The organism is Streptomyces sp. M92 (assembly GCF_028473745.1).
Taxonomy (GTDB): domain Bacteria; phylum Actinomycetota; class Actinomycetes; order Streptomycetales; family Streptomycetaceae; genus Streptomyces.
In genome coordinates this window covers 2,807,070-2,832,785 of the sequence record NZ_CP101137.1, presented here as the reverse complement: position 1 = coordinate 2,832,785, position 25,716 = coordinate 2,807,070, and the positions used below count along the sequence as shown (strand labels likewise).

The window sequence follows — 25,716 nt, the reverse complement described above, 5'->3', positions numbered from 1 at the left end:
TTAGCCCAGCGCCTGCTGGAGGTCGGCGAGCAGGTCGTCGACGTTCTCGATGCCGACCGACAGCCGCACCAGGTCGGCGGGCACCTCCAGGGCCGAGCCGGCCGCGGAGGCGTGCGTCATGCGGCCCGGGTGCTCGATCAGCGACTCGACGCCGCCCAGGGACTCACCGAGCGTGAAGACCTTCGCGCGGTTGCAGACCTCGACCGCCGCCTCCTCGCCGCCCTCGACGCGGAAGGACACCATGCCGCCGAACGCCTTCATCTGCTTGGCGGCGACCTCGTGGCCCGGGTGCTCCGGCAGCCCCGGGTACAGGACGCTCGTCACGCGCGCGTGCCGGGTGAGCATCTCGGCGACCTTGGTGGCGTTCTCGCTGTGCCGGTCCATGCGCACCGCGAGGGTCTTGGTGCCGCGCAGCACCAGCCAGGAGTCGAAGGGGCCGGCGACGGCGCCCATGGCGTTCTGGTGGAAGGCCAGCTCCTCGCCCAGCTCCTGGTCGTTCACGATCAGCGCGCCGCCGACGACGTCCGAGTGGCCGCCCATGTACTTGGTCAGGGAGTGCACGACGACGTCCGCGCCGAGCGCCAGCGGCTGCTGGAGGTACGGCGTGGCGAAGGTGTTGTCGACGACGAGCCGCGCGCCGGCGTCCCGGGCGACCTGGGCGACGGCCGCGACGTCGGTGATGCCGAGCAGCGGGTTGGACGGCGTCTCCGCCCACACGGCCTTGGTCTTCGGCGTGAGCGCCGCGCGGACGGCCGCCGGGTCGCTCGTGTCGGCCACGGACCACTCCACGCCCCACCGCGTGGCGACCTTGGCGAACAGCCGGAAGGTGCCGCCGTACGCGTCGTTGGGGATGACGACGTGGTCGCCGGGGCGCAGCAGCGCCCGCAGCAGGCAGTCCTCGGCCGCCAGTCCGGACGCGAACGCGAGGCCGCGGCGGCCGCCCTCCAGGGCGGCCAGGTTCTCCTCCAGGGCCGTGCGCGTCGGGTTCGCGCTGCGGCTGTACTCGTAGCCGCCGCGCAGCCCGCCCACGCCGTCCTGCTTGTACGTCGACACCTGGTAGATCGGCGGGACCACCGCGCCGGTCTGCGGATCGGCGGTGTTGCCCGCGTGGATCGCGAGCGTCTCGAAGTGCTGACTGATGTGCCTGTCGCTCATGGGGCCGAGCGTAGCGGCGCGGACGGCTCCGTGGGTTTTCCACAGGCTCACGGGGCAGGTTGGCCAATTGTCGGCGCGGTCTGGTTCGCTTGAGACATGGAGATTCTCTGGGTCCTGATGGCACTGGCCATGCTGGCCGTGGTGCTGGTCCCCCTTCTGCGGCGCCGGCGGGGCGCGGTCGGCCTGGTCCCGCCCGGCCACCCCGACGCGGCGGATCCCGCGAACTACGGCTTCGCCCGCGAGGAGGAGCTCGACATCCGCATGCCCGGTCCCGACCAGGACCTGCTGGAGGTCCTGGACCTGGTGCAGCGCACCCAGGACTACCGGGGGGCCCAGCAGCTCCTGGCCGGCACGGAGGCCGAGGGCGAGCGGCGCTGGCAGCGTGTGCAGGCCTTCGCCGGCGCCGCGTCGCTGGAGCTGGCGCAGCGGCCCGGCGGTGTCGGTGAGACGCCGGGCGGCCAGTGGCTGCGGGTGTGGCGGGCCGAGGCCCCCAAGGACGCCGGCGGGGCGGCCGTGCAGGCCGAGTTCCTGGTGCAGCAGGCGTGGCGGACGGCGACGCCGGGCACGGACGAGTTCCGGATCATCATGGAGGAGGCGAGGACGGCCTGCGGGGAGGCGGCGCTGCTCGCCCCCGGCGACCCGGTCCCCTACATCGTCGAGCTGTCGGTGGCCCGCGGGCTCGGCTATCCGCGCGAGGAGTTCGAACAGCTCTGGCTGAAGATCCTCGACCGCGCCCCGAACCACATGGGGGCGCACCTGGCCGCCCTGCACTACTGGTGCGAGAAGTGGCACGGCTCCCGCGAGCTGGCGTACTCCTTCGCGGAGGCCGCGGCCGCCCGCGCACCGCACGGTTCCCTCCTCGCGGCGATGCCCCTCTTCGCGGTCTTCGAGCACCTGCCCGAGATCACCATGGTCCGCAGTTTCCACCAGAGCGAGGTCGTCACCAAGGCGGTGCACGGCGCGCTGCACGCGGTGCACTCGGCCCGCCCCGACGACCCGATGCAGGCGCACGTCCGCCATCTGCTGGTGTTCTTCCTGGTCCGCGGCGAACGCTGGTCCGAGGCCATGAACCAGCTGATAGTGATCGACGGCCACGTGGGCGCGCTGCCCTGGACCCTGTCCCCCGACCCGGCCGGGGAGTTCGCCGTCTACCGCGCCCTGGCGGTGGCGGGCTACGAGGCCAACGGCGGGAGCCCGGCGACACTCCCCCACTGACGGCCCGGGCACCGGCGACCCGACGCGGGAGGACGGCCCGGCGGCATCACCGCCGGGCCGTCCTCCCGTTTGACTCTCCGGTCCCGTCAGCCCTCGGAGCGGGCGGGCAGCCGCCATCCCGGGCGCGGGAAGTGGCAGGTGTAGCCGTCCGGGTACCGCTGGAGGTAGTCCTGGTGCTCGGGCTCGGCCTCCCAGAAGGGGCCGACCGGCTCCACCTCGGTGACGACCTTCCCCGGCCACAGCCCGGAGGCGTCCACGTCCGCGATCGTGTCCTCGGCGACCCGCTTCTGTTCGTCGTCCACGTAGTAGATCGCCGAGCGGTAGCTCGTGCCGATGTCGTTGCCCTGGCGGTTCTTGGTGCTCGGGTCGTGGATCTGGAAGAAGAACTCCAGGAGCGTGCGGTAGTCGGTCTGCTCGGGGTCGAAGAGGATCTCGATGGCCTCCGCGTGCGTACCGTGATCGCGGTACGTCGCGTTCGGCACGTCACCCCCGGTGTATCCGACCCGGGTCGCCGTCACGCCCGGGAGCCGCCGGACCAGCTCCTCCATCCCCCAGAAGCATCCGCCCGCAAGCACGGCCCTCTGCGTCTGCGCGGCCATCGCGGCCCTCCAATTTTCCGTCACTCTGATCACTGGGGCTACTCGGCTCGCACACCGACATCCCACGTCCACCTTCCTCAACGCGTGAACGCCGCGGGCGATTCCGCGCCACCTCGGGGGCATGCGGCAATCGGCACGGCTCTCCCGCCCAGTCATGGATCATGGATCCGTGACGGAGTGGACGAAGGAGCCGGAACTCACCGCCCACCAGCGGTCGCTGCGGGACCGGCTGCTCGCGGCGCCCGTGGTCGCCGCACCCGACCCCTGGCGGCCCGTCTTCGAGTACCGGTACGGCGTGCCCGTCGGCGGTCTGCTCGGGATCGGCTTCGCGACGCATCCGCACACCGGTCAGGATCTGGTGATGGTCGTCTCCGATGACGGGCACGGCCTCTTCGACGCCGTCACCGGCCAGAAGATCGCCAGGGACCGCGACCCCGATCCCGAGGACAGCACCCCCGACGCCGTCGCCGACCTGTCGTGCCCCGGACTGGGGCCCGCCGCCGGGAACCGCGTACGCATCGCCGGGCTCTTCGGCGGCGGACTGCACACCACCACCGGGGACGGCTGGTGCCTGGACGTGGTCACCCCGGCGTGGCCGCACGAGCGCGTCCTGCTGTCCAGGGGCGACGGCTTCCACACCGGTCCGCACGGGGAGCGCTGGTGGCACATCTTCCACTCGCACCACTCGACGTTCCGTGCCGCCGGCTTCTCACCCTCCGGTCGCACGCTCGCGGTGGCCACGAGCAGCGACCTCTCCCTGTGGACGCGCGGGACGGACACGGAGCGCCCCGGCGGTGCCGAGTGATGTCCCGCGGCTTTCCGGTCACTCCCCCCGCCGCAACCCCGTCACCAGCACCCCCACCAGGCGCCGGGCGTCGTAGCGCGGGTCGTTCTCCGCGCCGATGCAGAGGTTGCCGACGCCGCGCATGAGTTCGTAGGCGGACAGGTCGGAGCGGATCTCGCCGGCGGCGGCCGCGGTGTCGAGGAGGCCGGTGCAGACCGGCACCAGGCGGTCGAGGAAGTACGCGTGCAGTGTCTCGAAACCGGCGTCGCCGGACTGGAGCACGCCGGCGAGGCCGTGCTTGGTGACCAGGAAGTCGACGAAGAGGTCGATCCAGCGCGCGAGAGCGGTGTACGGGGTCGGACTGCTCGCCAGCAGCGCGGGACCGGCCTCGGCGCAGGCCTCCACCTGATGCCGGTAGACGCCGATGATGAGGTCGGCCCGCGTCGGGAAGTGGCGGTAGATCGTGGCCGTACCGACGCCCGCCTCGGCCGCGATGTCCCGGACCGGTGCCTCCACGCCGGACCTCACGAAAACCGCGGCGGCCGCGTCCAGGAGGGCCTCCTGGTTGCGCCGGGCATCCGCCCGTTTGGGGCGGCCGGTGCGTCCCGCGGCCTCGTCGGCGTCCACCATCGCTTCGTCCCTCCAGATCCCGGCGTTGCTAAACGGGACACCGTTCCGTATCGTCAAACGGGACGGCGTTCCGGTTGCCCATGATGCCAGAGCCCGGAGCCGTCGTGCCGTGCCGTGCCATGCCGTGCGCCCGCGCGCACCGCTGCGCCGCCCCCTTCCCTCGACGGAGGAACACGATCATGCAGTACCGCACCTTGGGCCGTACCGGCGTCCAGGTCAGCTCCCTCGCGCTCGGCGCCATGAACTTCGGCGCCATCGGCCGCACCACCCAGGACGAGGCCACCGCCATCGTCGACGCCGCCCTGGAGGCCGGGGTCAACGTCATCGACACCGCCGACATGTACGGCCGGGGCGAGTCGGAGGAGATGGTCGGCAAGGCCGTCGCCGGCCGCCGCGAGGACATCGTGCTGGCCACCAAGGCGGTCATGCCGATGAGCGAGGAGCGCAACCACCGGGGGGCCTCGCGCCGCTGGCTGGTCACCGCGCTCGACGACAGCCTGCGCCGCCTCGGCGTCGACCACGTCGACCTGTACCAGGTCCACCGGTGGGACCCGGAGACCAGCGACGAGGAGACCCTGTCGGCACTGACCGACCTCCAGCGCGCGGGGAAGATCCGCTACTTCGGGTCCTCGACCTTCCCCGCGTACCGCATCGTGCAGGCCCAGTGGGCCGCCCGCGAACACCGCCTGGGCCGTTACGTCACCGAGCAGCCCAGCTACTCCGTCCTCCAGCGCGGGATCGAGAGCCACGTCCTGCCGGTGACCGAGGAGTACGGGCTCGGCGTGCTGGCGTGGAGCCCGCTGGCGTCGGGATGGCTGTCGGGCGCGGTGCGGGCGGGCCGGGAGATCACCACCCACCGGTCGGCGTTCATGCCGGAGCGCTTCGACACCTCGCTGCCCGCCAACAAGGCCAGGCTGGACGCCGTCGAGCGGCTGGCCAGGGTCGCCGACGAGGCCGGACTGACCATGATCCAGCTCGCCCTCGGCTTCGTGACCGCGCACCCCGCCGTGACCAGCGCCCTCATCGGCCCCCGCACCCTGGACCACCTGCACGCGCAGCTCGCCGCCGCCGACACCGTGCTCCCCGGCGACGTGCTGGACGCGATCGACGAGATCGTCGCGCCCGGCACCGACCTGGCGGCGCACGAGAAGTTCGACACGCCGCCCGCGCTGCTCGACCCGTCGCTGCGGCGGCGCCCGGCCCCGGTCCCGGCCGGGCTCACGAACGCGCGGTAGCCGACGCGCCCTCCCGCGCCCGTCCGGCCCGCTCCTTCAGGAACTCCTCCCACGTCCGCCGGCCCGTCCGCGCGCCCTCCAGCGTGAGGTTGGCGCCCGCGCGGTAGGCGCGGCCCGCCTTGCCGGGGATGCGGACCGGCAGTTGCGGGCGGCGGCGTCGGCCGTGCAGGGCCAGGTAGGGGCGGACCAGGGCGGGCAGGTCGTGGACCTCGGGGCCGGTCAGGTCGGGGACGCGGCCGGCGGGGGCCGCGAGGGCCAGTTCGGCCATGCGGGCGGCGACCTCGCGGGAGTCGACGGGCTGGAGGCGCAGGCCGCCGGGGACGGGCAGTACCGGCAGCTTGGCCATCTTCTCGATCATCGTCAGGGTCAGCTCGTGGAACTGGGCCGCCCGCAGCACCGTCCACCCGATGCCCGACTCGGCGACGGCCCGCTCCGACTCCAGCTTCGTCCGCAGCCACGCCAGCGGGACGCCGTCCGCACCGACGACCGAGATGTACACGAGGTGCCGTACTTCCGCCCCGGCGGCCGCGCGCACCAGGGTGCGGGTCGCCTCGTCGTCGCCCTTGGGGCCGCCCGCCAGGTGCAGCACCGTGTGCACGCCGGCGACGGCGGCCTCGACGCCCTCCCCGGTGAGGAGGTCGCCGGTCATGTACGTGACGCCGTCCGCGTCGGGGCGGGGGTTCCGGGTGAGGATCCGCACCTCGCGGCCGGCCGCCCGCAGCAGCGGGACGACGTGGCCGCCGAGGGTGCCGGTGCCACCGGTGACCAGGAGGGGGGTGGCGGGCTCGGAGGGGGTCGAGGGGTACGTCATGGCTGCTGCTCCCGGGGTCCTGGCGTCCGGGGGAGCGGGTGTGGGTCCGCCCCGCCCGGACGTCCGCCTTGTGTGTCCGTGGCGGTATGACCCGGGGCGGGGCGGCAGTGTGACAGGGAGGGCGAGATTTTTTCCGAGGCCTCTTCCTCGTCTCTTCGCGGGGCCCTCCCCCGGCGTCAGATCGTCGCCGTGTCGATCACGAAGCGGTACCGCACGTCGCTCGCCACGACCCGCTCGTAGGCCTCGTTGATCTCGGACGCGGCGATCAGCTCGATCTCGGCCCCGAGGCCGTGCTCGGCGCAGAAGTCCAGCATCTCCTGGGTCTCGGCGATGCCGCCGATCATGGAGCCGGCGAGGGTCTTGTTGCCGCCGATGAGCGAGAACAGGTTCAGCGCGATGGGCTCCTCGGGGGCTCCGACGTTCACCAGGGCGCCACCGGTCCTGAGCAGACCGAGGTAGGCCCCGAAGTCGAGCGGCGCGGAGACCGTGGAGAGGATCACGTCGAAGGTGCCCGCCAGGTCCTTGAAGGTCTGCTCGTCGCTGGTCGCGTAGTAGTGGTCGGCGCCCAGCCTCAGGCCGTCGTCCTTCTTGCGCAGCGACTGGGACAGGACGGTGACCTCGGCGCCCATCGCGTGCGCGATCTTGACGCCCATGTGGCCGAGGCCGCCCAGGCCGATCACGGCGACCTTCTTGCCGGGGCCGGCGCCCCAGTGCTTGAGCGGGGAGTACGTGGTGATGCCCGCGCACAGCAGCGGCGCGGCCACGTCCAGCGACAGCCCGTCGGGAATGCGGACGGTGAAGGCCTCGGCGACGACGACCTGCTGCGAGTAGCCGCCGTAGGTGGGCTCACCGTCGTAGCCGACGGCGTTGTACGTGCCGACGCTGCCCTTGAGGCAGTGCTGCTCCATGCCGGCCTTGCAGTTCTCGCACTCGCGGCAGGAGTCGACGAGGCAGCCGACGCCGACGCGGTCGCCGACCTTGAACTTGGTGACACCGGGGCCGACGGCCTCGACGACACCGGCGATCTCGTGGCCGGGGACCATCGGGAAGATGGCCTCGCCCCAGCCCTCGCGGGCCTGGTGGATGTCGGAGTGGCAGATGCCGGCGAACTTGATGTCGATCAGGACGTCGTGCTCGCCCACCTCGCGCCGCTCGATGGTGGTGCGCTCCAGCGGAGCCTTGGCGGCGGGTGCTGCGTACGCGGCGACAGTGGTCATGCCGGGTTCTCCGGGATTCTCTTGGCTTGACTGGGTGATGCCTCCACCCTGCCTGTGACCTGCGGTTCCACCCAGACCACGCCTTTGCGTACGACCGGCGTGCGTACCACTGGCGGGGACAGGCTCATGTGCGTACGACCGGGAATACGTCCGGCGATACTGGAAGCATGGATGGACAGCTTGACCGGCGGGCCGAACTGAGCGAGTTCCTGCGCACCCGGCGGGCCCGGCTGAAGCCGCAGGACGTGGGCCTGGAGTCCTTCGGGCGGCACCGCAGGGTACCCGGGCTGCGGCGCGAGGAGCTGGCACAGCTGGCCGGGGTCTCGGTGGCGTACTACACGCGCCTGGAGCAGGGCAACGGGCAGAACGTGTCGGCGGAGGTCCTGGACGCCATCGCGCGTGCCCTGCGGCTGACCGACGCGGAACAGGCCCACCTGACGCATCTGGCGAGGCCGAAGCAGCAGCGCCGACGGGCCGGGGCCCCGCGGGGCAAGCAGCCGGTGCGGGTGGCGCTGCTCCAGTTGCTGGAGTCGATCGAGACGGTGCCCGCTTACGTGACGGGCCGCCGCTCGGAGATCCTCGCCTGGAACCGGATGGCGGCGGCCCTCTTCGGCGACTGGGGCAAGCTGCCGGCCGCGGAGCGGAACTGGGCGCGGCTGGTCTTCCTGAACCCGGACTACCGCGATCTGTTCGTGGACTGGGACCAGAAGGCGTACGACATGGTCAGCTTCCTGCGCATGGACGCGGGCCGGCACCCGGACGATCCGCGGCTTTCCGCGCTGGTCGGCGAACTGTCCGTGAAGAGCGAGGAGTTCCGGCGGCTGTGGGCCACGCACGACGTCAAGGAGAAGAGCTACGGCGTCAAGCGGATGCGGCACCCGCTGGTCGGTGACCTGACCCTGTCCTTCGAGGCGTTCCGCCTGGTCGACGACGAGGAGCAGTGCTTCGTGACGTACCACGCCGAGCCGGGCTCGCCGTCGGCGGAGGGACTGCGGCTGCTGGCCAGTTGGGGGACGGACGCGGCGGCCACCACCACGGTCACGCCGTGAACGTGCCCTGATTTCAGCGCCGCGACGAAGGCACGTCTCCCGCGACGATGTCGGCGAAGGCCCGGGCCGGCGGCGACAGCGCGTCCCAGCGGCGTACCGCCCAGCCGACCGACAGCGGCGGCAACGCCGGGATCGGGACCAGGCGCAGCGGCCCGTTCTCCTTGGCGGCGGGCAGACCCGGTACGGCGGGCACGACGGCGTGTCCCAGGCCGAGTTCGGCGAGCAGCAGGGCGGTGTCCCAGTCGGCGACGCTCGTGTTCGAGCCGGTCCCGACGCCCAGTTCCCTGAAGGCTTCCTCCAGCAGGCCGCCCGAGGTCGAGTTCGGGGGCAGGCGGACGAGGTGGCTGTCGACGAGGTCGGTCACCTCGACGTGCCCGCGCGCCGCGAGCGGGTCGTCCGCCCGGGCCGCGAGCACCCAGGGCAGGTCGAGGACGGGCCGCTGCTCTATCCCGCGTACCGAACCGCCGATGGTGATCCAGGCCAGGTCCAGGTCGCTGGAGAGCAGTGCGTCGAAACAGTTCCGGCTGGAGGTCTCGGTCCGGAACTCCAGGCTCACCCTGGGGTACCGGTGGCGGAAGGAGACGATCGCCTCGGCCATGAAGTGCCGCACGGTCGTGCCGCCGGTGGTGACCCGTACCGAGCCGCCTTCTCCGTCGACGAGGTCTTTGAGGCGGCGCAGCGCGAGATCGAGACCGGAGATCCCGTCGGCGGCGGCTTCGCACAGGATGCGCCCCGCGGCCGTGGGCACGACTCCGCGTGGCCGGCGTTCCAGCAGGCTCGCGCCGCTCTCCCGCTCCAGCCGTTTCACGTGCTGGCTCACCGCCGACTGCGTACAGCCCAGGTCCCGGGCCACGGCGCTGAGGCTCCCGGCCCGGCACACGGCGACGAACACGCGCAGGTCGTCCAGGGTCATGGACCCAAGGTACAGCTTGGGGACAGCGAGCAATTCCCAGGATTGACTGGGGTATTGCGGGCCATCAGGATCGTACTGCGGTCCAGGCGGCAACCCGTCCGGTGCCCTCGCTCGGCTCCGGACCGAGCGACGGCGCCGTCCGGGTGCCGACCCGGCGACCGCCCTGCCGCCCCGTCTGCCGTGCAGCCGGAGGCCCGAGCCGCCGGAAGGACCTCGCCCATGCCCACTTCTCCCGTACGTCCGGACGCGCCCGCCCCCGCACCGCCGTGGACCGTGGCCGTACTCGGCCCCGGTGGGGTCGGCGGACTGCTGGCCGCGCTGCTCGCCCGTGCGGGGCACCGGGTGATCTGTCTGGCGGGTCCGGCCACGGCGGCCGTCCTGCGCGAGGACGGGCTGCGCGTGCGCAGTGCTCAGTTCGGCGACTTCTCCGTGCCGGTGGAGGCGGCCGCCGAGCTGCGGGAGCCGGTCGACCTGTGCCTGGTGACGGTCAAGAACACGCAGTTGGAGGAGGCTCTGGGGAGGGTCCCGCGCGGGTTGCTCGGCCAGGGGCTCGTGCTGCCGCTCCTGAACGGTGTGGAGCATCTCGCGGCGCTGACCCGGCACTTCGGGGAGGGCCGGGTGGTGCCGGGCGTCATCCGGGTCGAGTCGACCCGTGTCGCACCGGGGGTCGTCGAACACGGCAGCCCGTTCACCGAGATCGACCTGGCCGGCCCCGCCGAACGGCTCGGGACGCTGCGCGCGGTCCTTCGGGCCGCGGGCGTGACCGTCGAAGCAGCCGGTGACGAGTCCGCGCTGCTCTGGACCAAGCTGGCCTTCCTCGCGCCGTTCGCGCTGCTCACGACGTGGTACGGGATGACGATCGGCGAGGTTCGCACCGAGCGCCGCGCGGAGCTGGTCGCCGTCCTCAAGGAGGCAGCGGCGGTCGGCGGAGCCTGTGGTGCGTCCGTCGATGTCGCCCGGTCCCTGGCGCTGTACGAGGCGTTCCCGTCCGACGCCAGGTCGTCGATGCAGCGGGACGCCGAAGCAGGGCGCCCACTGGAGCTGGACGCCATCGGGGGCGCGCTTCTGCGCGCCGCCCGGCGACACGGCGTGTCCGTCCCGGTCGCAGCACGGCTCGTGGCGGACCTGGAACGCCGCCACCGTACGGTCGCGCAGTGAGGGTGCCGGGCGCACGTACCTTCCCGAAAAGCGTGAGCAGTCGGGGGGAGAGTGTCATTTGGGCGCTCAGATGAGCGGGGTGAGGACAGAAAGCGTCCTAGTGTTCACGCTTTTCGGGGAGGGCTACGTGCGAGGGGCGTCCTCGCCTCACACGGTGAGGCCGCCCCGGCCCAGCGCCGTGACGAAGGGCACCCAGGCGCGGGCGGTGAGGAGGAGGACGGGGCCGTCACCGTCGCCGTCGCCGTCGCCGTCGCGGGAGATTTTCGAGTCACGGACGGGAACCAGGCCGGGGATACCGTCGGCGACTTCGACGCGCTCGCCGCCGTCGTCGTTGCTGTAGGTCGATTTGCGCCAGAGGGCGGCGCCGGGGAAGTCGCTCGCGACCTCGACGCAGTCGCCACCGGAGCCGTTGCTGTAGCTGCTCTTCGCCCAGAGCGCGTCACTCAAGTCGATCCGGTTGCTTGCCATTTCGGTAATCCCCTGCCGCTGCCTCGATCCGGGCCAGGGACGTCTCCGGTGACAGTGCGACGGCCCTGAGCCGATCGTACGACTTGCGGTACTCCTCTACGAGCGCCGGATCGTCAAGGGTGACACCGTTGTGCAGCGACTCCGTGTAGACGAGCGGGGGAGCGTCCGGAAAGGTCATCAGCTTCGCGCTCCCGACCATGAAGGGGTGCGGGCCGCATGTCCGCGAGAGGATCTGCGGAACGATGCGTCGGCGCTCAGACAGCTCCGCGATCCGGCCGAGCTGTTCGGCCACTTCCCCGGACGGCACGATCGGCTCAAGCAGCAACGATTCGTGCAGGATCACCCAGTACGTCGGAGTGTGGTGGTCCTCCTCGAAGAGGCTGGCACGGGCCATCCTCGCGCTGACCTTAGGCTCGACGTCTTCGTCGAGAGCCAGCGGGTGGGTCGCCCGGACGACGGCCCGCGCGTACGCCGGGGTTTGCAGCAACCCGGGGAAGAGACTGGGACACCACTCCTCGATGGTTTTGGCGCGCTTCTCCGCCTCCAGGACCTGTTCGAAGTAAGCGGCGTGACCGGCCCGCCGCGCCTTCCGCACATCCTCACACCGCCGCTCGAAGAACCCGTCCGTCCCCAGCGTCCGGTCCACGTGCCGCGCCAGGTCCGCCGGCATCCGGCGCTCCCCGCGTTCGATGTCGCTCAGGTGCGACTTGCCGTAGAAGCTGCCCTCCACCAGCGCCTCCAGCGACAGCCCCGCCCGCTCCCGCTGCCATCTCAACTCCTTGCCGTAGAAGGTCGGGACGCTCGTCGAGCCGTCGATGTCCTTGCGCTGTGCCGTGGCGTTGCCTCTTCCGCACTCCGGGCTGCCGACGCGAGATCCCTTTCACGGTAGGGCGATCAACGCCAACGTGTGAGGGGACCGTCACAGAGCGCACACGGAAGGTGTACGTCCATGACCCAGTCCTCCGGTCCGGAAGACGACATGACCCGCTGCGTGGAGGGACTCCGCGCAGCACTCGCCCTGCACGGCATCACGCTCCCCTCCCTCGGCCTGGACCTGCCGACGTTCGCCGGAACGTACGCACCGGCCACCGGTCTCGTCTCGCTCGGCAACTGCAACACCGCCGCGGCGCGCGCCCTCACCGCCGTACTCCGCGAGGCGGCGTCCTCGTGACCGTCGAGATCAGCCTGATCGCCACGCCGAAGGCGGTCCCCGAACTCCGTCGCCTCCTGCGGCACCACGTCCACGACGTCCGCCTGTGCGCGACCGAGCTGCTCACGAACGTCATCGACCACGTGGGCGAGGGCACTCCCGCAACCGTCCGCGTCATGAAACTGCCCACCGGCCAGGTGCGCGTGGAGGTCACCGATCCCGACCCACGCGCCCTGCCCCTACTCGTCCGGCCGGCCGGCGCCACCGCCGAGTCCGGGCGCGGCCTGGCCCTCCTCGACGCGCTGGCGCTTCGGTGGGGCGTGGAACAGCACGAGCACGGCAAAACGGTCTGGTGCGACCTGGAGGGGGAGCCGCCGCACGACACCGTTCACGAGCTCGCCGCCCCGACCCGAAGTGCGCGGTAGGCGTCCGCGATGTCCGCGAGGGGCGTCGCCCCCGCTGTAGCCGCTGTTGACCAGGGCGTGCAGTCCGAGCGCCAGGCGTCGGCGGCGGTCGGGTCGTACCGCACCGCAGGACAGGGTGTCGTGGGGAAACGGCGAGCGCCCGCCGCCCCCGGGTGAGGGGGTGACGGGCGCCCGGTCAAGTCGCGGCGGGAGGGCGTGCGTTCGGGGTCAGACCGCCGAACCCGCCTTCCACTGGGCCCAGTCCATGTTCCAGCCGTTGAGGCCGTTGTCCGGGGCGATGGTCTTGTCGCCGGTGTTCTGGACGACGACCACGTCACCGACGATGGAGTTGTCGTAGAACCAGGCGCCCGGCGTGTTCGGGTCGTCGGCGCCCTGGGCGTCGGCCAGGCCCACGCAGCCGTGGCTGGTGTTGGCCTTGCCGAAGATGCCCTTGCCCCAGTAGTTGCCGTGGATGAAGGTGCCGGAGGTGCTCAGGCGCATGGCGTGGGGCACGTCCTTGATGTCGTACTCGCCCTCGCCGTCGTCGTCGGTGAAGCCGACGGTCGCGCCGTTCATCCGGGTCTCCTTGAACTTCTCGGAGATCACCATCTGACCTTCGTAGGTCTTGTTCTCGGGGGAGCCGGCGGAGATCGGGATGGTCTTGATCGTCTTGCCGTCCTGCGTGACCTTCATCTGCTTGGTCTTGGCGTCGACGTACGAGATCTGATTGCGGCCGATCTTGAAGGTGACCGACTTCTGCTGGACGCCGTAGACGCCCTCGGCGCCCTCCACCCCGTCGAGCGCCAGCTTGAGGGTGACGGTGGAGCCCTCCTGCCAGTAGTCCTGGGGGCGGCAGTCCATGCGCTGGGTGCTGAACCAGTGGCAGGCGACTTCCTGGCCGCTGCTGGTGTTGACCGTGATGCCCTTCTGGACGGCGGCCTTGTTGGTGATCTCCTTGTCGAAGTTGATCGACACGGGCATGCCCACGCCGACGGTGGTGCCGTCGTCCGGGGTGAAGGTGCCGATGAAGCTGTTCTTCGGGGAGACCGTGGTGAACGACGCGTTCTCGTGGGCGGCGCGTCCCTCGGAGTCGGTGGCGGTCGCCGTCACCTCGTAGGTGGTGGCGCGCTCCAGCTGGCCGCTGGGCTTCCAGCTCTTCTTGTCGGCGGATATCTGGCCCTCGACCGCGGTGCCGTCCTTGGCGGTCATCTTGACCTCGGTGAGCGTGCCCTTGCTCACGGTGACGGCGGCCGAGTTGTTGATGGAGGCGTTGTCGGTGCCGTCCCCAGGAGTGATCTTGATCTGGGCCTCGGACGACTTCTTGGCCGCCGCCTTGTCGGCCTCGGCCTGCGACGTCTTGCCGTCCCCACCCGCGGAGGTGTCGGCGTCGCCACTGGAACATGCCGAGAGCACCAGCACACCGCCGAGCAGTGCGGACGCGGCCGCCAGGCCCTTGCGCCGCTTACCGTCCGTCATCACACGCTTCTCCATCGTCGCCGATTCCCGTGACCCCGAGATTCCCCGTCAAGACTTTCAACGCTACGACCGGTTCATCCCGTTCCACATCGGTCTCCGGTGTGGGGCACACCACGTTTCCTCGGGAGGCGGTGGTGTGCGGCGGCACGGGGGCGGTACGTGCGTCCCGTGAGACGACGAAACCCCGGACGGCGGTTGCCGCCCGGGGTCACGAATTTCCCCACACCGCGTCAGCCGACCGTCATTTCATCGTCCTCCGGGTCGTTCTCGTCGCCATCCTCCTCGTCCAGGTCCCACTCGGGCGAATCGGGGTCGTAGTCGATCTGCTCACTGCTCCAGGAGGCCTGCTGGAGCTCCACCCCGGGCACCTCGCCGACCAGGTCGAACGGGTCGACGAGGTAGGCCAGGGCCTCGGCGGTGTCGTCGGTCACAGCGCTCTCGGCGTGCGCCCGTTCGGCGTCGGACAGGTCGGCGTCGCCGGCGACGGCCTGCAGGGCGGCACCGGTGACGGCCTGTTCGTCGTCGACCTCGAGGACGAGGTCGACGCGAATCCGCACAAAACGTGATGTCTGAGGAGTGCTCATGCCCGGAGCGTAAGGCCGACCGCTCCCGTGACTTTCCTGTGACCCGCGCCTTTCACTAACATCTGCCCACACGGCCAATTCGCCAGCGCCACAAGGGGATCGATATTCCGTGTCATCCGCTCGTCGTCCGTTGCTGACCGCCGCCGCCGCGGGCGGTCTGCTGTGCGCCCTGTGGTTCGTCCCGTCCGCGAACGCGACGCCGGAGACACCGGTGCTCGAGTCCGCCGCCGCGAGCCCGTCTCCGCAGGTCACCGCGCAGGCCAGAGCCGCGTCCACGGGCACCGCGGCCACCGGTGAGGAGACGGCCCGCCTGGCCGACACCGGAAGCTTCGACAGCACGCCCTACGTCGTCGGCGGCGCCCTCTGCCTCGGGCTGGGCGTCGGCTTCGTCGGGTACTCGGTGCGCCGGGAACGCCTTGAGTTTTGGAAGGCTTGACGTTCTTTTGGGATTCTTGACCAAGTGAGGCCAGGTGAGACCACGGAGGGGGTCCCCGTCACTCCGACGGGGACCCCCTCCGTGCTCGCCGGGTCTCACTCCCCGTTCGGGGGGAATCGCTAGCGCAGGGGTCCGGTGACCGTCTCCGCCGCCGCGACCAGGCTCCCGTCGCGCACGAACGCGTCGGCCGCGGCGAGGTCGGGTGCCAGGTAGCGGTCCGGGCCGGGGCCTTCCACTCCCGCCGCCCGTACGGCGTCGATGACGGCCTGGGACGCCGGGGCCGGGGCCAGGCCCTCGCGGAGCTGGATCGCGCGCGTGGCGGCGTACAGCTCGACGGCGATCACCCGGGTGAGGTTGTCGACGGCCGTGCGCAGCTTGCGCGCCGCCGACCAGCCCATCGACACGTGGTCCTCCTGCATCGCGGAGGACGGGATCGAGTCCGCCGAGGCCGGCACGGCGAGCCGCTTCAACTCGCTGACCAGCGCCGCCTGCGTGTACTGGGCGATCATCAGGCCGGAGTCGACGCCGGCGTCGTCGGCGAGGAACGGCGGCAGGCCGTGGCTGCGGTTCTTGTCCAGCAGCCGGTCGGTGCGCCGCTCGGCGATGGAGCCGAGGTCGGCGACGGCGACGGCGAGGAAGTCGAGGACGTAGGCGACCGGGGCGCCGTGGAAGTTGCCGTTGGACTCCACCCGTCCGTCGGGCAGCACGACCGGGTTGTCCACGGCCGAGGCCAGCTCCCGCTCGGCGACGAGACCCGCGTGGGCCATGGTGTCGCGTCCGGCGCCCGCGACCTGCGGGGCGCAGCGCACCGAATAGGCGTCCTGGACGCGGGGGGCGTCGTCCTGGTGGTGCCCGGTGAGGCCCGAACCCTTGAGTACGGCGGCCATGTTGGCGGCGCTGGCGGCCTGCCCGGGGTGCGGGCGGATGGCGTGCAGCTCGGGGGCGAGCACCTTGTCGGTGCCGAGCAGGGCCTCCATGGTCAGCGCGGCGGTGATGTCGGCGCTCTTGTAGAGGGTGTCGAGGTCGGCGAGGGCCATGATCAGCATGCCGAGCATGCCGTCGGTCCCGTTGAGGAGGGCGAGGCCCTCCTTCTCGCGCAGCTCGACCGAGGCGATCCCGTGCTCGGCGAGCAGTTCACCGGCGGGCCGTACGGCGCCGTCGGGGCCCTCGGCGTCGCCCTCGCCCATGAGGGTGAGCGCGCAGTGCGAGAGCGGGGCGAGGTCGCCGGAGCAGCCGAGGGAGCCGTACTCGTGCACGACCGGGGTGATCCCGGCGTTCAGCACGTCGGCCATGGTCTGTGCGACCTCGGGGCGGACGCCGGTGTGCCCGGAGCAGACGGTCTTCAGCCGCAGGAACATCAGCGCCCGGACCACCTCGCGCTCGACGCGCGGGCCCATCCCCGCGGCGTGCGAGCGGACGATGTTCCGCTGGAGCTGCGCCCGCAGGTCGGGGCTGATGTGCCGGGTCGCCAGGGCACCGAAGCCGGTGCTCACGCCGTACACGGGGTCCGGCTTGGCGGCCAGCGCGTCCACGATGCCGCGGGCGGCGGCGAGGGCCGCCACCGCCTCCTCGGAGAGCTCGATCCGGGCGCCGTCGCGCGCCACGGCGAGGACGTCGGACACGGTGACCCCGGCCGTCCCCACCACCACAGTGTGCATATCCATATTCAGGAGCGTACGCAGTGAATTCGATGATGTCACGAGGGGATGCGTCACGGATGCGCGCCGGTTGCACCCCTTACCGCGCCGACCCTACGGAGCATGCCGCCCCCGGAACCGCCTGCGTTCCCCGCCCTCCTCCCGCGTCGGTTCGTCCGCCAGCCGTACGACGGGGTCGTCGGGCCCCTCGCGCCCCGCGACGACCGGGCCGGCCGCCCGTTCGGCCTTGGCCCGGTACTGGGCGGCGTCCGCGAGCCGGAACAGGCGGCGGGCGGAGGGAACCGGTCCGACGGGGTCCTCGGTGGACGCGACCCCGCAGGCCACGCCGTCGCCGAGCTCCAGCTCCGCCGCCCGGCGGCACAGCTCCTCGGCCGCCTTGACCACCGCGTCGGCGGGCGGGCCGACCGCGAGCAGGCAGAACTCGTCCCCGCCGAGCCGCGCCGCGAGGGCCCCCGGGAGCATCGCCCCGCACAGCGACAGCACCGAACCGAAACGTTCCAGCAGCCGGTCGCCGACCGCGTGCCCGTGTGTGTCGTTGACCCGCTTCAGGCCGTTCAGGTCGCAGACGACGAGACTGACGGCGACGTGCTCCGCGCGGTGCCGCTCGACGGCCTCGTCCAGCGCGGCGTCCACCGCGCGGCGGTTGGCCAGCCCGGTGAGCGCGTCCGTGTAGGCGAGGCGCCGGACCTCCTCCAGCCGCTCGGTCTGCGCGATCCCGGCGGCGACCACCGAGGCCAGCACGGTGGCGAAGTCGGCGTCCGCCCGCTCGAAGACCCGCGCCCCCACCGGACGGGCCACGTACAGCTCGCCCCAGGCGCGGCCGTGCAGCACGATCGGCGCCACCACACAGCAGCCGCGCCCCCGGCGGCGCAGGGCGGCGACGCGCTGGTGGACGTACCCGGGCCGCCCCGCGGCGGGCCCCTTTGCCGTCTCGACCCAGGCGTCGGGCTCGCCCCCGCCGGCCCACCGCTCGTGCAGGAACTCGGTGATCTCCGCGAACTGGTGCACCGGGTAGGACTCGTCCTCCGGGAACTCCTCCTCCCCCTCGGCCCGCTCGCCCACGTTCACCAGGACCCGCAGCCGGCCCAGCTCGCGCTCCCACACCGACAGCGCCGCGAAACTGCCCCCCAGTGCCAGGCACCCGCCCAGGGCCGCCGCCCGCCACGCCTCGCGCGTGCTCTGCGCGGCGGCCATGCCCTGCGCCAACGCCACCACGGCCGTGAGCCGCCTGTCCTCACCCATCACTCCAGGCTAGGGAGTTTTATGGAGAAAGGGGACTCAAGTGGGTCGAAACGGGGCGCCGTCCTGAGGGACGTGAGGGCGCGGCCTCACTCCCCCGGCCAGCGGGGCGCGCGCTTCTCGTTGAACGCCGCGACGCCCTCGGCCCGGTCACCGGAGAACGCCACCGAACGCCACGCGGCGTCCTCGACCTCCAGCCCGGCCCGCAGGTCGAGGCCGTGCCCGAGCCGCAGCGCCCGCTTGGCCGCCCGCAGCCCCACGGGCGAGTTCGCGGCCATCCGGGAGGCCAGCTCCAGCGCCTCCTCCCGGTCCCGGCCCTCCTCCACGAGCCGGTCCACGAGCCCCAGCTCCCGCGCCTCGGCAGCCTCCACCCGCCGCGCCGTGAACACCAGCTCGGCGGCGCGCGCGGCCCCCACCCGGCGCGGCAGCAGCTGCGTGCCGCCGCCGCCGGGGATCACGCCGACGGACACCTCGGGCAGCCCCACCACCGCCGTCGGGTCGGCCACGATCACGTCGCAGGACAGCGCCAGCTCGAAACCGCCGCCCAGCGCGAACCCGTGCACGGCCGCCACCGTCGGCACCGGCAGCTCCAGCACCGCGGTGTACGCGCCCCGCGTGACCGGGCGCTGCCGCAGCAGGTCGGCGTCGGAGAAGGAGTTGCGCTCCTTGAGGTCGGCGCCGACGCAGAACGCCCGCTCGTGGGTGGAGGTCAGCACCACGACCCGTACGCTCCGGTCCTCGCCCAGGGCCGCGCAGGCCGCGCCGACGGACCGGGCCATGGCGGTCGAGACGGCGTTCATGGCCTTCGGCCGGTCGAGCGCGAGCTCCGCGACGTGCCCGTCCCCGTGCCGCCGCACCAGGACGAACTCTCCGAACCGCTCCTCGCTCATGACACCCTCCGGTTAACGCGGGTTAACAACTGGACGGCCCGATCATCGCAGGCGGACCGGTTCGGGGAAAGGCCGGGCGCGCCCACGTCCCCGCACCCTCCCCGCCCACCCGTTCGAGTGACATCCGGCCGACCGCCGTGTCCCGGCCACCGACGGAGCGTAGCGTCACTCCGCCACGGCGCAGGGGGGCGCGTGCGCACCGGGGAGGGCCCATGCAGCAGACCGGTACGGCCGGTACGACCGGCACACCGACGGCCGGTACGGCGGCGAAGCCGCGCCGCCCGTGGGACCACCGTGGACGGCACCGCCGGCCGCGCCCCCGCACGGCGCTGCTGGCCACGGGCGGCCTCGCCCTGGCGGCCGGCGCCCTGAGTCTCGTACGGCTGCTGCCCGGTCCCGGAGGCACCGGCGAGGACGGGTTCCGCACCGAGGCCGGGCCGCGCGCCGGGGCGGGCTCGGGGCAGGACACCACGCCGGACCCGGCCTCGGCGTCTGCCGCCACGAGCACGGCCGGTCCCCCGGAGGCGAGCCCGTCGGCGACCTCGGTCCCGGGAGGCCTGGGCGGAGTTCCGGGACCGACAGCCGGCGCGTCCACCGGCGGCCCTTCGGACGCGCCACGGCCCTCGACGACCGTCCCGGACGCCACAGAGACCCCGGACACCTCGGACCCGGACGCCCGGACTTCACTCCCTCGCACACCACAGTCCCCGCGACCGCCGCGTTCCCCCGGGCCGCCGTCGGCCACCGGTGCTCCCGACCCGCACCCCGCCCCGACTCCGCCACCGGCCCGCGGCGCGCCACCGAGGTCTCCCGCGCCGTCCCCGGAACCCGACGACCCGGGCCTGTGCGTGCCGGTCATCGGCCTCTGCGTGGGCCTGCTCGGCGACGACGGCTGACGCACTCGCGCCGTCCCGGGCACGGCACAGCAGGGCTTACGACTCCTCGCCGCTCCCCCGGCGCGAGAGCAGCCACGGCTCGACCACGCCGAGTCCGCGCACCGGCCGCTGCCACATCGGCTGGAGCGTGAAGCGGTACGTCGGCGGCTCCTCGCCCTCCTTCTCGGCCGCGGCGGTCTCCTCGGCCGCCGCCGCCTCCGAGGCCGGGGCGTCGCGGGTGCGGATCAGCTCCTCCGCGAGCGCGGCGTCCACGAGGACGGCGTCGCGGGGAGCTATCGAGGTGAGCCGCGAGGCCAGGTTCACGGTCGAACCGAAGACGTCGCCCATCCGGGTGGTGACCGTGCCGAAGGCGATGCCGACGCGCAGTTCCGGCATGGTCTCGTCGTTCGCCATGGTCTCGACGAGGAGCAGCGCGATCTCGGCGGCCGTGCCCGCGTCGTCGGCGGCGTAGAGCACCTCGTCGCCGAGGGTCTTGATCAGGCGTCCGCCGCGCGCGGCGACCAGGTCGGCGGCGGTGGTCTCGAAGGCCTCGACCAGTTCGCCGAGCTCCTCCTCCTCCATCCGGCGGGTCAGCCGCGTGAAGCCGACCAGGTCGGCGAAGCCGACCGCGAGCCGCCGGTCCACCATCTCCTCGTCGTCCCCGGCCTGGACGACCCGGCCGGCCGAGGCGGCGAGCTGGCGCCGCCAGACGTAGACCAGGAACTCCTGGAGCTCCGGCAGGAGCAGTTCGACGATCGGGTACGTCACCTCGGTACGGGTCATCCCGGGCTCGGGCGGCTCGGTCAGCCCCTCCAGGAAGGAGTCGATCTGCCACTCGGCCAACCGGGCGGTGGTCTGCCCGGTGGACCGCGCCACCTGCACGGCCATCGCCTCGCTGAGCAGTCCCGCCTCGACCAGACCGGCCAGCCGCCGCAGGGCGAGGACGTCCGCCTCGGTGAGCGCCTTGGCCTGGCCGATGTCGGCGAAGCCCATGGCCCGCCAGAACCGGGAGGCCAGCTCCATGGAGACGCCCGCGCTGCGGGCGGCCTGGAAGGGGGTGTAGCGGCGCTCGGCGCCCAGGATGAGCCCTTCCAGGCGCAGTGCGAGCGGGTCCTCGCCGGATTCGGCGGAGTCCGGGGCGGGCTCGGGGTCCACCCGGCCGTCCCCGTCCGCGCCGGAGCCCGTGTCGTCGACGGTCACGCCTGCTGCCCTTCCGATCTGCCGCGGTCAGGTTCGACCGGCCCCAACTTTACGTCAGGTGTGCCCCAGCTCACTCCCGCTCGACCCGCCCACCGGACCCGCCCGGGCCGTACCCGCGGCGCTCTCCCCGGCCTCACTCGCGAACCCCACCCGAGCCCCCACACACGGACCCCACCCGGCCCGCACTCGCCAACCCGACCAGGGCCGCACTCACGGACCCCACCCAGGCCGTACATACGGTCCCCACCCGTACTGCGCTCACGGCCCCCACCCGGCCCGCGCTCACGGACCCACCAGGGCCGTACACACGGACCCACCCGCCGCCCCGCTCACGCCAGCCGCAAGTGCACGATGTCGCCCGCTCCCACCGGCTCCTGCACGCCCGCCCCCGTGGCCAGCACCAGCCTGCCGTCGCCGTCCACGGCGACCGCCTCGCCCACCAGCGACCGGTCGCCGGGGAGCTCCGCCCGCACCATCCGGCCGAGCGTCGCGCACCCGGCGGCGTAGGTCTCCTGGAGCCCGCTGGCCGCCGGGTCGCCGCCGGCCTCCCGCCACCGCCCGTACCAGTCCTCCAGGGACCGCAGCACGCCCCGCAGCAGCGGGTCCCGGTCGGTGTTCACCGCGCCGGCCAGCGCCAGCGACCCGGCCCGCGCGACCGGCAGCTCCTCCGCCCGGAGGCTGACGTTGACGCCGACGCCGATGACGACCCCGTCGTCGCCGGCCCGCTCGGCGAGGATGCCGCCCGCCTTGCGCTCCTCGTCGCCGACGGTGACGAGGAGGTCGTTGGGCCACTTCAGGGCCGTGTCGACGCCCGCGACCCGGGACAGCCCGGTCGCCACCGCGACGCCGGTGAGCAGCGGCAGCCAGCCCCAGCGCTGCACGGGCACCTCGGCGGGCCGCAGCAGTACGGAGAAGAACAGACCCGAGCGCGGCGGCGCCGACCACTGCCGGTCCAGGCGTCCCCGCGCGGCGGTCTGCTCCTCCGCGACGAGGACCGCCCCCTCCGCCAGGTCTCCCTCCGCGGCCCTCGCCACGAGGTCGGTGTTGGTGGACCCGGTGCGCCGCACGACGTCCACCCGCCGCCACAGCCCGCCCTCGCGCACCAGTCCCCGGCGCAGGGCCGTGGTGCTCAGGGGCGGCCGGCTCAGGTCGGACCACGGGCTGCCGGAGGGGTCGGAGGCATCTTGGGGCGTCATGCAACCCACCCTAGGTGTGGGAAAGACCGCACTGCCGAACGGAAGGCCCCCTACTACTCTACGAACGAGTAACCGTCCCCCCTTTTGAGCAGGCAGGGAGCCGCATCCCGATGTCCGAGCCGGAAGAGCAGCAGCCCGACATCCACACGACCGCGGGCAAGCTCGCGGACCTGAGGCGCCGTATCGAGGAAGCGACGCACGCCGGTTCGGAACGCGCCGTCGAGAAGCAGCACGCCAAGGGCAAGCTGACGGCCCGTGAGCGCATCGACCTCCTCCTCGACGAGGGTTCCTTCGTCGAGCTGGACGAATTCGCCCGGCACCGCTCCACCAACTTCGGCCTCGACGCCAACCGTCCCTACGGAGACGGCGTCGTCACCGGCTACGGCACCGTCGACGGCCGTCCGGTCGCCGTCTTCTCGCAGGACTTCACCGTCTTCGGCGGGGCGCTGGGCGAGGTCTACGGCCAGAAGATCGTCAAGGTGATGGACTTCGCGCTGAAGACCGGCTGCCCGGTCATCGGCATCAACGACTCCGGCGGCGCCCGTATCCAGGAGGGCGTGGCCTCGCTGGGCGCGTACGGCGAGATCTTCCGCCGCAACACCCACGCCTCGGGCGTGATCCCGCAGATCAGCCTGGTCGTCGGCCCGTGCGCGGGCGGCGCGGTCTACTCGCCCGCGATCACCGACTTCACGGTGATGGTCGACCAGACCAGCCACATGTTCATCACCGGCCCCGACGTCATCAAGACGGTCACCGGCGAGGACGTCGGCTTCGAGGAACTGGGCGGCGCCCGCACGCACAACTCCACCTCCGGCGTGGCCCATCACATGGCGGGCGACGAGAAGGACGCCATCGAGTACGTCAAGCAGCTGCTGTCGTACCTGCCGTCCAACAACCTCTCCGAGCCCCCGGCATTCCCGGAGGAGGCGGACCTCGAGGTCGGCGACGAGGACCGCGAGCTGGACACGATCGTCCCGGACTCCGCGAACCAGCCCTACGACATGCACGCCGTCATCGAGCACGTCCTCGACGACGGCGAGTTCTTCGAGACGCAGCCGCTGTTCGCGCCGAACATCGTCACCGGTTTCGGCCGGGTCGAGGGCCGGCCGGTCGGCATCGTCGCCAACCAGCCGATGCAGTTCGCCGGCTGCCTGGACATCACCGCCTCCGAGAAGGCGGCCCGGTTCGTCCGCACCTGCGACGCCTTCAACGTGCCCGTGCTGACCTTCGTCGACGTCCCCGGCTTCCTCCCGGGCGTGGACCAGGAGCACGACGGCATCATCCGGCGCGGCGCCAAGCTGATTTTCGCGTACGCCGAGGCCACGGTCCCGCTCATCACGGTCATCACCCGCAAGGCCTTCGGCGGCGCCTACGACGTCATGGGCTCCAAGCACCTGGGCGCCGACCTCAACCTCGCCTGGCCCACCGCCCAGATCGCCGTCATGGGCGCCCAGGGAGCGGTCAACATCCTGCACCGCCGCACCATCGCCGAGGCGGAGGCGAGCGGCGAGGACGTCGAGGCGGTCCGCGCCCGCCTGATCCAGGAGTACGAGGACGCCCTCCTCAACCCCTACGTCGCGGCCGAACGCGGCTATGTCGACGCGGTGATCATGCCCTCCGACACCCGCCGCCACATCGTCCGCGGCCTGCGTCAGCTGCGCACCAAGCGGGAATCCCTCCCCCCGAAGAAGCACGGCAACATCCCCCTCTGAGCCCGGTAAGGAGCCGCTGTGATCAAGGTCGTACGGGGCAACCCGACCCCGGAGGAGCTGGCCGCCGCCCTGGCGGTGGTCCGCGCCCGCGCCGCGACGGCGACCGCCGAGCCGTCCGGCGCCGAGCCCCCGCGGGACGCGTGGTCCGACCCGTCCCGCATCGCGGCGGCCCACCTGCCCCACCCGGGCCCGGCGTCATGGGGCCGCACTTACTGGCCGAGCTAGGAACAGCCACCCAGGGGCGCGGGGAGCCGCGCACGGAGGAGCGAACTCCGCGCCCCGATCTAGGTACCGATACTCAAGCGCCGCCCCGCCACCAAGCCGCACGCTAGTGGCATGCTGTGGTCCGACCCCGAGAACGAGCCGCCCGAAGAGCTGCGGGACATGCAGCACATGCTGCGGCGGCTGAGCGTCCTCCTGGCCACGGCCATGCTGCTGGCGATGATCGTGCTCGGCCTGAGATGAGCCGCCCCGGCACCGGTGGCTAACCTGACCCCATGACCGCTCAGCGCCGCAGGCGACTCGTCCTCGCCTCCCAGTCCCCGGCCCGCCTCGGCCTCCTCCGTCAGGCCGGACTCACCCCCGAGGTGCTCGTCAGCGGCGTCGACGAGGACGCCGTCACCGCGCCCACCCCGGCCGAGCTCGCCCTGGCCCTCGCCGAGGCGAAGGCCTCCGTCGTGGCCGCCAAGCCCGAGGTGCACGGCGCGCTGGTGATCGGCTGCGACTCGGTGCTGGACCTGGGCGGGCAGGCTCTCGGCAAGCCGGCGGACGCCGAGGAGGCCGCCGCCCGCTGGAAGGCGATGCGCGGCCGCGCGGGCACCCTCCAGACCGGCCACTGCGTCTGGGACACCGCCTCCGGCCGCCACGTCTCGGCCACCGCCTCCACCGTCGTCCGCTTCGGCGACCCGACCGACGAGGAGATCGCCGCCTACGTGGCCTCCGGCGAGCCCTTGTACGTCGCCGGGGCGTTCACCCTGGACGGCCGCTCGGCCCCGTTCATCGACGGCATCGAGGGCGACCACGGGAACGTGATCGGCCTCAGCCTGCCCCTGCTCCGGCGCCTCCTGGCCGAGCTCGGGGTGGGCATCACGGAGCTGTGGGCGCCGGCGGAGGGGTGACCGGGGAGCCGTCGTCCCCCTCGCCGTCGCCGGTCCGCCCGGCCGCGGCCCCGTCCCGGGCGTCGTAGGTCATCAGCAGCAGCACGACGAGGCCGAGGACGAGGATCATGGCCAGGAAGGCCTGCCGGCCGACCAGACCCCAGGAGAACGCGCCGAGCAGCCCGTGCACCACGGCCACGCTGATCAGGAGGGCCCGGCCGAGGCCCGCGGGCGACCGGTCGCGCACCGCCACCAGCAGGGCGACCAGCCCGCACAGCGCGAAGTAGAGCCCGAAGACGACCCCGCCGATCTTCGAGGACAGGGACATCACGTCCGGGTCGAGACCGGCCAGGGACATGTCCTGGCGGTCGACGACGGTCGCGATCAGCCAGTTCAGCGCCGCGACGCCGACCGCCTCCGCGAAGAGCACGACCGCCACGGCCCACGCCACCGGCCTGCGCACTGTCACCGGTCCCCACCCACTTTCGACCGCTGCCGCACAGGACAGCTGTTACCCCAAGTACGCCCGCCCGTCACCCGACCACCACCCCTCAAGGAGGCCCTT

At 72.5% G+C, this 25,716-nt stretch carries 29 protein-coding genes; 13 read left to right on the top strand and 16 right to left on the bottom strand.

Features of this window, described 5'->3' with window-relative positions:
* On the bottom strand, nt 1-1,155 hold the full coding sequence (locus tag M6G08_RS13040) for a cystathionine gamma-synthase (RefSeq protein WP_272587318.1): 1,155 nt from the start codon (nt 1,153-1,155) through the stop codon (nt 1-3).
* Between the two features lie 96 nt (nt 1,156-1,251).
* On the opposite strand from M6G08_RS13040, the gene M6G08_RS13035 reads away from it, so the two are divergent.
* Nucleotides 1,252-2,370, top strand: coding sequence for a hypothetical protein (locus M6G08_RS13035; RefSeq protein ID WP_272587317.1), 1,119 nt, complete (start codon nt 1,252-1,254; stop codon nt 2,368-2,370).
* 86 nt (nt 2,371-2,456) lie between these two features.
* Here the strand turns inward: M6G08_RS13035 and msrA are convergent, their stop codons facing one another.
* A complete protein-coding gene (msrA, locus tag M6G08_RS13030; protein WP_272587316.1) occupies nt 2,457-2,969 on the bottom strand; it encodes a peptide-methionine (S)-S-oxide reductase MsrA in 513 nt (170 codons plus the stop codon).
* Nucleotides 2,970-3,138: 169 nt separating this feature from the next.
* Here msrA and M6G08_RS13025 point away from each other — a divergent pair, with 169 nt between their 5' ends.
* Complete coding sequence (locus M6G08_RS13025) at nt 3,139-3,774, top strand: hypothetical protein (RefSeq protein ID WP_272587315.1); 636 nt, start codon at nt 3,139-3,141, stop codon at nt 3,772-3,774.
* 18 nt (nt 3,775-3,792) lie between these two features.
* Here the strand turns inward: M6G08_RS13025 and M6G08_RS13020 are convergent, their stop codons facing one another.
* Nucleotides 3,793-4,383, bottom strand: a complete 591-nt coding sequence (locus M6G08_RS13020) for a TetR/AcrR family transcriptional regulator (RefSeq protein ID WP_272587314.1) — start codon at nt 4,381-4,383, stop codon at nt 3,793-3,795.
* Between the two features lie 179 nt (nt 4,384-4,562).
* Between M6G08_RS13020 and M6G08_RS13015 the strand changes: the two genes are divergently transcribed.
* A complete protein-coding gene (locus M6G08_RS13015; RefSeq protein ID WP_272587313.1) occupies nt 4,563-5,618 on the top strand; it encodes an aldo/keto reductase in 1,056 nt (351 codons plus the stop codon).
* Here M6G08_RS13015 and M6G08_RS13010 read toward each other — a convergent pair.
* Together M6G08_RS13010 and M6G08_RS13005 are read right to left on the bottom strand one after the other, a co-directional pair.
* Nucleotides 5,602-6,429, bottom strand: coding sequence for an SDR family oxidoreductase (locus M6G08_RS13010; RefSeq protein ID WP_272587312.1), 828 nt, complete (start codon nt 6,427-6,429; stop codon nt 5,602-5,604). The genes M6G08_RS13015 and M6G08_RS13010 overlap by 17 nt on opposite strands.
* Nucleotides 6,430-6,605: 176 nt before the next feature.
* Nucleotides 6,606-7,646: an NAD(P)-dependent alcohol dehydrogenase gene (locus tag M6G08_RS13005; RefSeq protein ID WP_272587311.1), complete on the bottom strand. Its 1,041-nt coding sequence runs from the start codon at nt 7,644-7,646 to the stop codon at nt 6,606-6,608.
* A gap of 167 nt (nt 7,647-7,813) precedes the next feature.
* Between M6G08_RS13005 and M6G08_RS13000 the strand changes: the two genes are divergently transcribed.
* Nucleotides 7,814-8,695 carry a helix-turn-helix domain-containing protein gene (locus M6G08_RS13000; RefSeq protein ID WP_272587310.1) on the top strand — a complete coding sequence of 294 codons (882 nt, stop codon included), beginning with the start codon at nt 7,814-7,816 and terminating at the stop codon, nt 8,693-8,695.
* Between the two features lie 13 nt (nt 8,696-8,708).
* On the opposite strand, the gene M6G08_RS12995 is transcribed toward M6G08_RS13000, so the two are convergent.
* On the bottom strand, nt 8,709-9,608 hold the full coding sequence (locus M6G08_RS12995) for a LysR family transcriptional regulator (protein WP_272587309.1): 900 nt from the start codon (nt 9,606-9,608) through the stop codon (nt 8,709-8,711).
* A gap of 219 nt (nt 9,609-9,827) precedes the next feature.
* Between M6G08_RS12995 and M6G08_RS12990 the strand changes: the two genes are divergently transcribed.
* The gene (locus tag M6G08_RS12990) at nt 9,828-10,766 is read left to right on the top strand and encodes a ketopantoate reductase family protein (protein WP_272587308.1); all 939 of its coding nucleotides are present in this window, start codon (nt 9,828-9,830) and stop codon (nt 10,764-10,766) included.
* Between the two features lie 147 nt (nt 10,767-10,913).
* On the opposite strand, the gene M6G08_RS12985 is transcribed toward M6G08_RS12990, so the two are convergent.
* The gene (locus M6G08_RS12985) at nt 10,914-11,234 is read right to left on the bottom strand and encodes a DUF397 domain-containing protein (RefSeq protein ID WP_272587307.1); all 321 of its coding nucleotides are present in this window, start codon (nt 11,232-11,234) and stop codon (nt 10,914-10,916) included.
* Nucleotides 11,206-12,051 (bottom strand): helix-turn-helix domain-containing protein, encoded by an 846-nt coding sequence (locus tag M6G08_RS12980; protein ID WP_272591330.1) that lies wholly within the window; start codon nt 12,049-12,051, stop codon nt 11,206-11,208. The genes M6G08_RS12985 and M6G08_RS12980 overlap by 29 nt, the downstream gene beginning before the upstream one ends.
* 132 nt (nt 12,052-12,183) lie before the next feature.
* Between M6G08_RS12980 and M6G08_RS12975 the strand changes: the two genes are divergently transcribed.
* Complete coding sequence (locus tag M6G08_RS12975) at nt 12,184-12,405, top strand: hypothetical protein (RefSeq protein WP_272587306.1); 222 nt, start codon at nt 12,184-12,186, stop codon at nt 12,403-12,405.
* Entirely contained in the window at nt 12,402-12,809 is a 408-nt protein-coding gene (locus M6G08_RS12970; RefSeq protein WP_272587305.1) for an ATP-binding protein, read from the top strand. Before M6G08_RS12975 ends, M6G08_RS12970 begins: the two co-directional genes overlap by 4 nt.
* 207 nt (nt 12,810-13,016) lie before the next feature.
* Here the strand turns inward: M6G08_RS12970 and M6G08_RS12965 are convergent, their stop codons facing one another.
* Nucleotides 13,017-14,264 carry a L,D-transpeptidase gene (locus M6G08_RS12965; protein WP_272587304.1) on the bottom strand — a complete coding sequence of 416 codons (1,248 nt, stop codon included), beginning with the start codon at nt 14,262-14,264 and terminating at the stop codon, nt 13,017-13,019.
* A gap of 230 nt (nt 14,265-14,494) precedes the next feature.
* Nucleotides 14,495-14,848 carry a hypothetical protein gene (locus tag M6G08_RS12960; RefSeq protein ID WP_272587303.1) on the bottom strand — a complete coding sequence of 118 codons (354 nt, stop codon included), beginning with the start codon at nt 14,846-14,848 and terminating at the stop codon, nt 14,495-14,497.
* Nucleotides 14,849-14,957: 109 nt separating this feature from the next.
* On the opposite strand from M6G08_RS12960, the gene M6G08_RS12955 reads away from it, so the two are divergent.
* A complete protein-coding gene (locus M6G08_RS12955; protein ID WP_272587302.1) occupies nt 14,958-15,284 on the top strand; it encodes a hypothetical protein in 327 nt (108 codons plus the stop codon).
* A gap of 119 nt (nt 15,285-15,403) precedes the next feature.
* Here M6G08_RS12955 and hutH read toward each other — a convergent pair whose 3' ends face one another.
* From hutH to M6G08_RS12940, 3 genes are all read right to left on the bottom strand, one after another.
* Nucleotides 15,404-16,942, bottom strand: a complete 1,539-nt coding sequence (gene hutH / locus M6G08_RS12950; RefSeq protein ID WP_272591329.1) for a histidine ammonia-lyase — start codon at nt 16,940-16,942, stop codon at nt 15,404-15,406.
* A 93-nt stretch (nt 16,943-17,035) separates the two neighbouring features.
* Entirely contained in the window at nt 17,036-18,184 is a 1,149-nt protein-coding gene (locus M6G08_RS12945; protein WP_272587301.1) for a GGDEF domain-containing protein, read from the bottom strand.
* 86 nt (nt 18,185-18,270) lie between these two features.
* Nucleotides 18,271-19,071 (bottom strand): enoyl-CoA hydratase/isomerase family protein, encoded by an 801-nt coding sequence (locus M6G08_RS12940; protein WP_272587300.1) that lies wholly within the window; start codon nt 19,069-19,071, stop codon nt 18,271-18,273.
* 212 nt (nt 19,072-19,283) lie between these two features.
* Between M6G08_RS12940 and M6G08_RS12935 the strand changes: the two genes are divergently transcribed.
* Entirely contained in the window at nt 19,284-19,967 is a 684-nt protein-coding gene (locus tag M6G08_RS12935; RefSeq protein ID WP_272587298.1) for a hypothetical protein, read from the top strand.
* Nucleotides 19,968-20,003: 36 nt separating this feature from the next.
* Here the strand turns inward: M6G08_RS12935 and M6G08_RS12930 are convergent, their stop codons facing one another.
* Entirely contained in the window at nt 20,004-21,146 is a 1,143-nt protein-coding gene (locus M6G08_RS12930) for an adenylate/guanylate cyclase domain-containing protein (RefSeq protein WP_272587297.1), read from the bottom strand.
* A gap of 329 nt (nt 21,147-21,475) precedes the next feature.
* Entirely contained in the window at nt 21,476-22,342 is an 867-nt protein-coding gene (locus M6G08_RS12925; RefSeq protein ID WP_272587296.1) for a biotin--[acetyl-CoA-carboxylase] ligase, read from the bottom strand.
* A 110-nt stretch (nt 22,343-22,452) separates the two neighbouring features.
* Between M6G08_RS12925 and M6G08_RS12920 the strand changes: the two genes are divergently transcribed.
* The 4 genes from M6G08_RS12920 (at nt 22,453) to M6G08_RS12905 (ending at nt 25,172) form a co-directional block, all read left to right on the top strand.
* Complete coding sequence (locus tag M6G08_RS12920) at nt 22,453-24,054, top strand: acyl-CoA carboxylase subunit beta (protein WP_272587295.1); 1,602 nt, start codon at nt 22,453-22,455, stop codon at nt 24,052-24,054.
* An 18-nt stretch (nt 24,055-24,072) separates the two neighbouring features.
* Nucleotides 24,073-24,279, top strand: coding sequence for an acyl-CoA carboxylase epsilon subunit (locus M6G08_RS12915; RefSeq protein ID WP_272587294.1), 207 nt, complete (start codon nt 24,073-24,075; stop codon nt 24,277-24,279).
* 111 nt (nt 24,280-24,390) lie between these two features.
* Nucleotides 24,391-24,519, top strand: coding sequence for a morphogenic membrane protein MmpB (gene mmpB, locus M6G08_RS12910; RefSeq protein WP_079187310.1), 129 nt, complete (start codon nt 24,391-24,393; stop codon nt 24,517-24,519).
* A 32-nt stretch (nt 24,520-24,551) separates the two neighbouring features.
* Nucleotides 24,552-25,172, top strand: a complete 621-nt coding sequence (locus M6G08_RS12905; protein ID WP_272587293.1) for a nucleoside triphosphate pyrophosphatase — start codon at nt 24,552-24,554, stop codon at nt 25,170-25,172.
* Here M6G08_RS12905 and M6G08_RS12900 read toward each other — a convergent pair.
* On the bottom strand, nt 25,141-25,620 hold the full coding sequence (locus M6G08_RS12900) for a hypothetical protein (RefSeq protein WP_272587292.1): 480 nt from the start codon (nt 25,618-25,620) through the stop codon (nt 25,141-25,143). The two genes, M6G08_RS12905 and M6G08_RS12900, sit on opposite strands and share 32 nt — an antisense overlap.
* Nucleotides 25,621-25,716: the final 96 nt, after the last annotated feature.

What these genes read in the sequence shown, in the direction of transcription:
- M6G08_RS13040 (WP_272587318.1), bottom strand. Translation starts at nt 1,155, where the DNA reads ATGAGCGACAGGCACATCAGTCAGCACTTCGAGACGCTCGCGATCCAC.
- M6G08_RS13035 (WP_272587317.1), top strand. Translation starts at nt 1,252, where the DNA reads ATGGAGATTCTCTGGGTCCTGATGGCACTGGCCATGCTGGCCGTGGTG.
- msrA (WP_272587316.1), bottom strand. Translation starts at nt 2,969, where the DNA reads ATGGCCGCGCAGACGCAGAGGGCCGTGCTTGCGGGCGGATGCTTCTGG.
- M6G08_RS13020 (WP_272587314.1), bottom strand. Translation starts at nt 4,383, where the DNA reads ATGGTGGACGCCGACGAGGCCGCGGGACGCACCGGCCGCCCCAAACGG.
- M6G08_RS13015 (WP_272587313.1), top strand. Translation starts at nt 4,563, where the DNA reads ATGCAGTACCGCACCTTGGGCCGTACCGGCGTCCAGGTCAGCTCCCTC.
- M6G08_RS13010 (WP_272587312.1), bottom strand. Translation starts at nt 6,429, where the DNA reads ATGACGTACCCCTCGACCCCCTCCGAGCCCGCCACCCCCCTCCTGGTC.
- M6G08_RS13005 (WP_272587311.1), bottom strand. Translation starts at nt 7,646, where the DNA reads ATGACCACTGTCGCCGCGTACGCAGCACCCGCCGCCAAGGCTCCGCTG.
- M6G08_RS13000 (WP_272587310.1), top strand. Translation starts at nt 7,814, where the DNA reads ATGGATGGACAGCTTGACCGGCGGGCCGAACTGAGCGAGTTCCTGCGC.
- M6G08_RS12995 (WP_272587309.1), bottom strand. Translation starts at nt 9,608, where the DNA reads ATGACCCTGGACGACCTGCGCGTGTTCGTCGCCGTGTGCCGGGCCGGG.
- M6G08_RS12990 (WP_272587308.1), top strand. Translation starts at nt 9,828, where the DNA reads ATGCCCACTTCTCCCGTACGTCCGGACGCGCCCGCCCCCGCACCGCCG.
- M6G08_RS12985 (WP_272587307.1), bottom strand. Translation starts at nt 11,234, where the DNA reads ATGGCAAGCAACCGGATCGACTTGAGTGACGCGCTCTGGGCGAAGAGC.
- M6G08_RS12975 (WP_272587306.1), top strand. Translation starts at nt 12,184, where the DNA reads ATGACCCAGTCCTCCGGTCCGGAAGACGACATGACCCGCTGCGTGGAG.
- M6G08_RS12965 (WP_272587304.1), bottom strand. Translation starts at nt 14,264, where the DNA reads ATGACGGACGGTAAGCGGCGCAAGGGCCTGGCGGCCGCGTCCGCACTG.
- M6G08_RS12960 (WP_272587303.1), bottom strand. Translation starts at nt 14,848, where the DNA reads ATGAGCACTCCTCAGACATCACGTTTTGTGCGGATTCGCGTCGACCTC.
- hutH (WP_272591329.1), bottom strand. Translation starts at nt 16,942, where the DNA reads ATGCACACTGTGGTGGTGGGGACGGCCGGGGTCACCGTGTCCGACGTC.
- M6G08_RS12945 (WP_272587301.1), bottom strand. Translation starts at nt 18,184, where the DNA reads ATGGGTGAGGACAGGCGGCTCACGGCCGTGGTGGCGTTGGCGCAGGGC.
- M6G08_RS12940 (WP_272587300.1), bottom strand. Translation starts at nt 19,071, where the DNA reads ATGAGCGAGGAGCGGTTCGGAGAGTTCGTCCTGGTGCGGCGGCACGGG.
- M6G08_RS12935 (WP_272587298.1), top strand. Translation starts at nt 19,284, where the DNA reads ATGCAGCAGACCGGTACGGCCGGTACGACCGGCACACCGACGGCCGGT.
- M6G08_RS12925 (WP_272587296.1), bottom strand. Translation starts at nt 22,342, where the DNA reads ATGACGCCCCAAGATGCCTCCGACCCCTCCGGCAGCCCGTGGTCCGAC.
- M6G08_RS12920 (WP_272587295.1), top strand. Translation starts at nt 22,453, where the DNA reads ATGTCCGAGCCGGAAGAGCAGCAGCCCGACATCCACACGACCGCGGGC.
- mmpB (WP_079187310.1), top strand. Translation starts at nt 24,391, where the DNA reads ATGCTGTGGTCCGACCCCGAGAACGAGCCGCCCGAAGAGCTGCGGGAC.
- M6G08_RS12905 (WP_272587293.1), top strand. Translation starts at nt 24,552, where the DNA reads ATGACCGCTCAGCGCCGCAGGCGACTCGTCCTCGCCTCCCAGTCCCCG.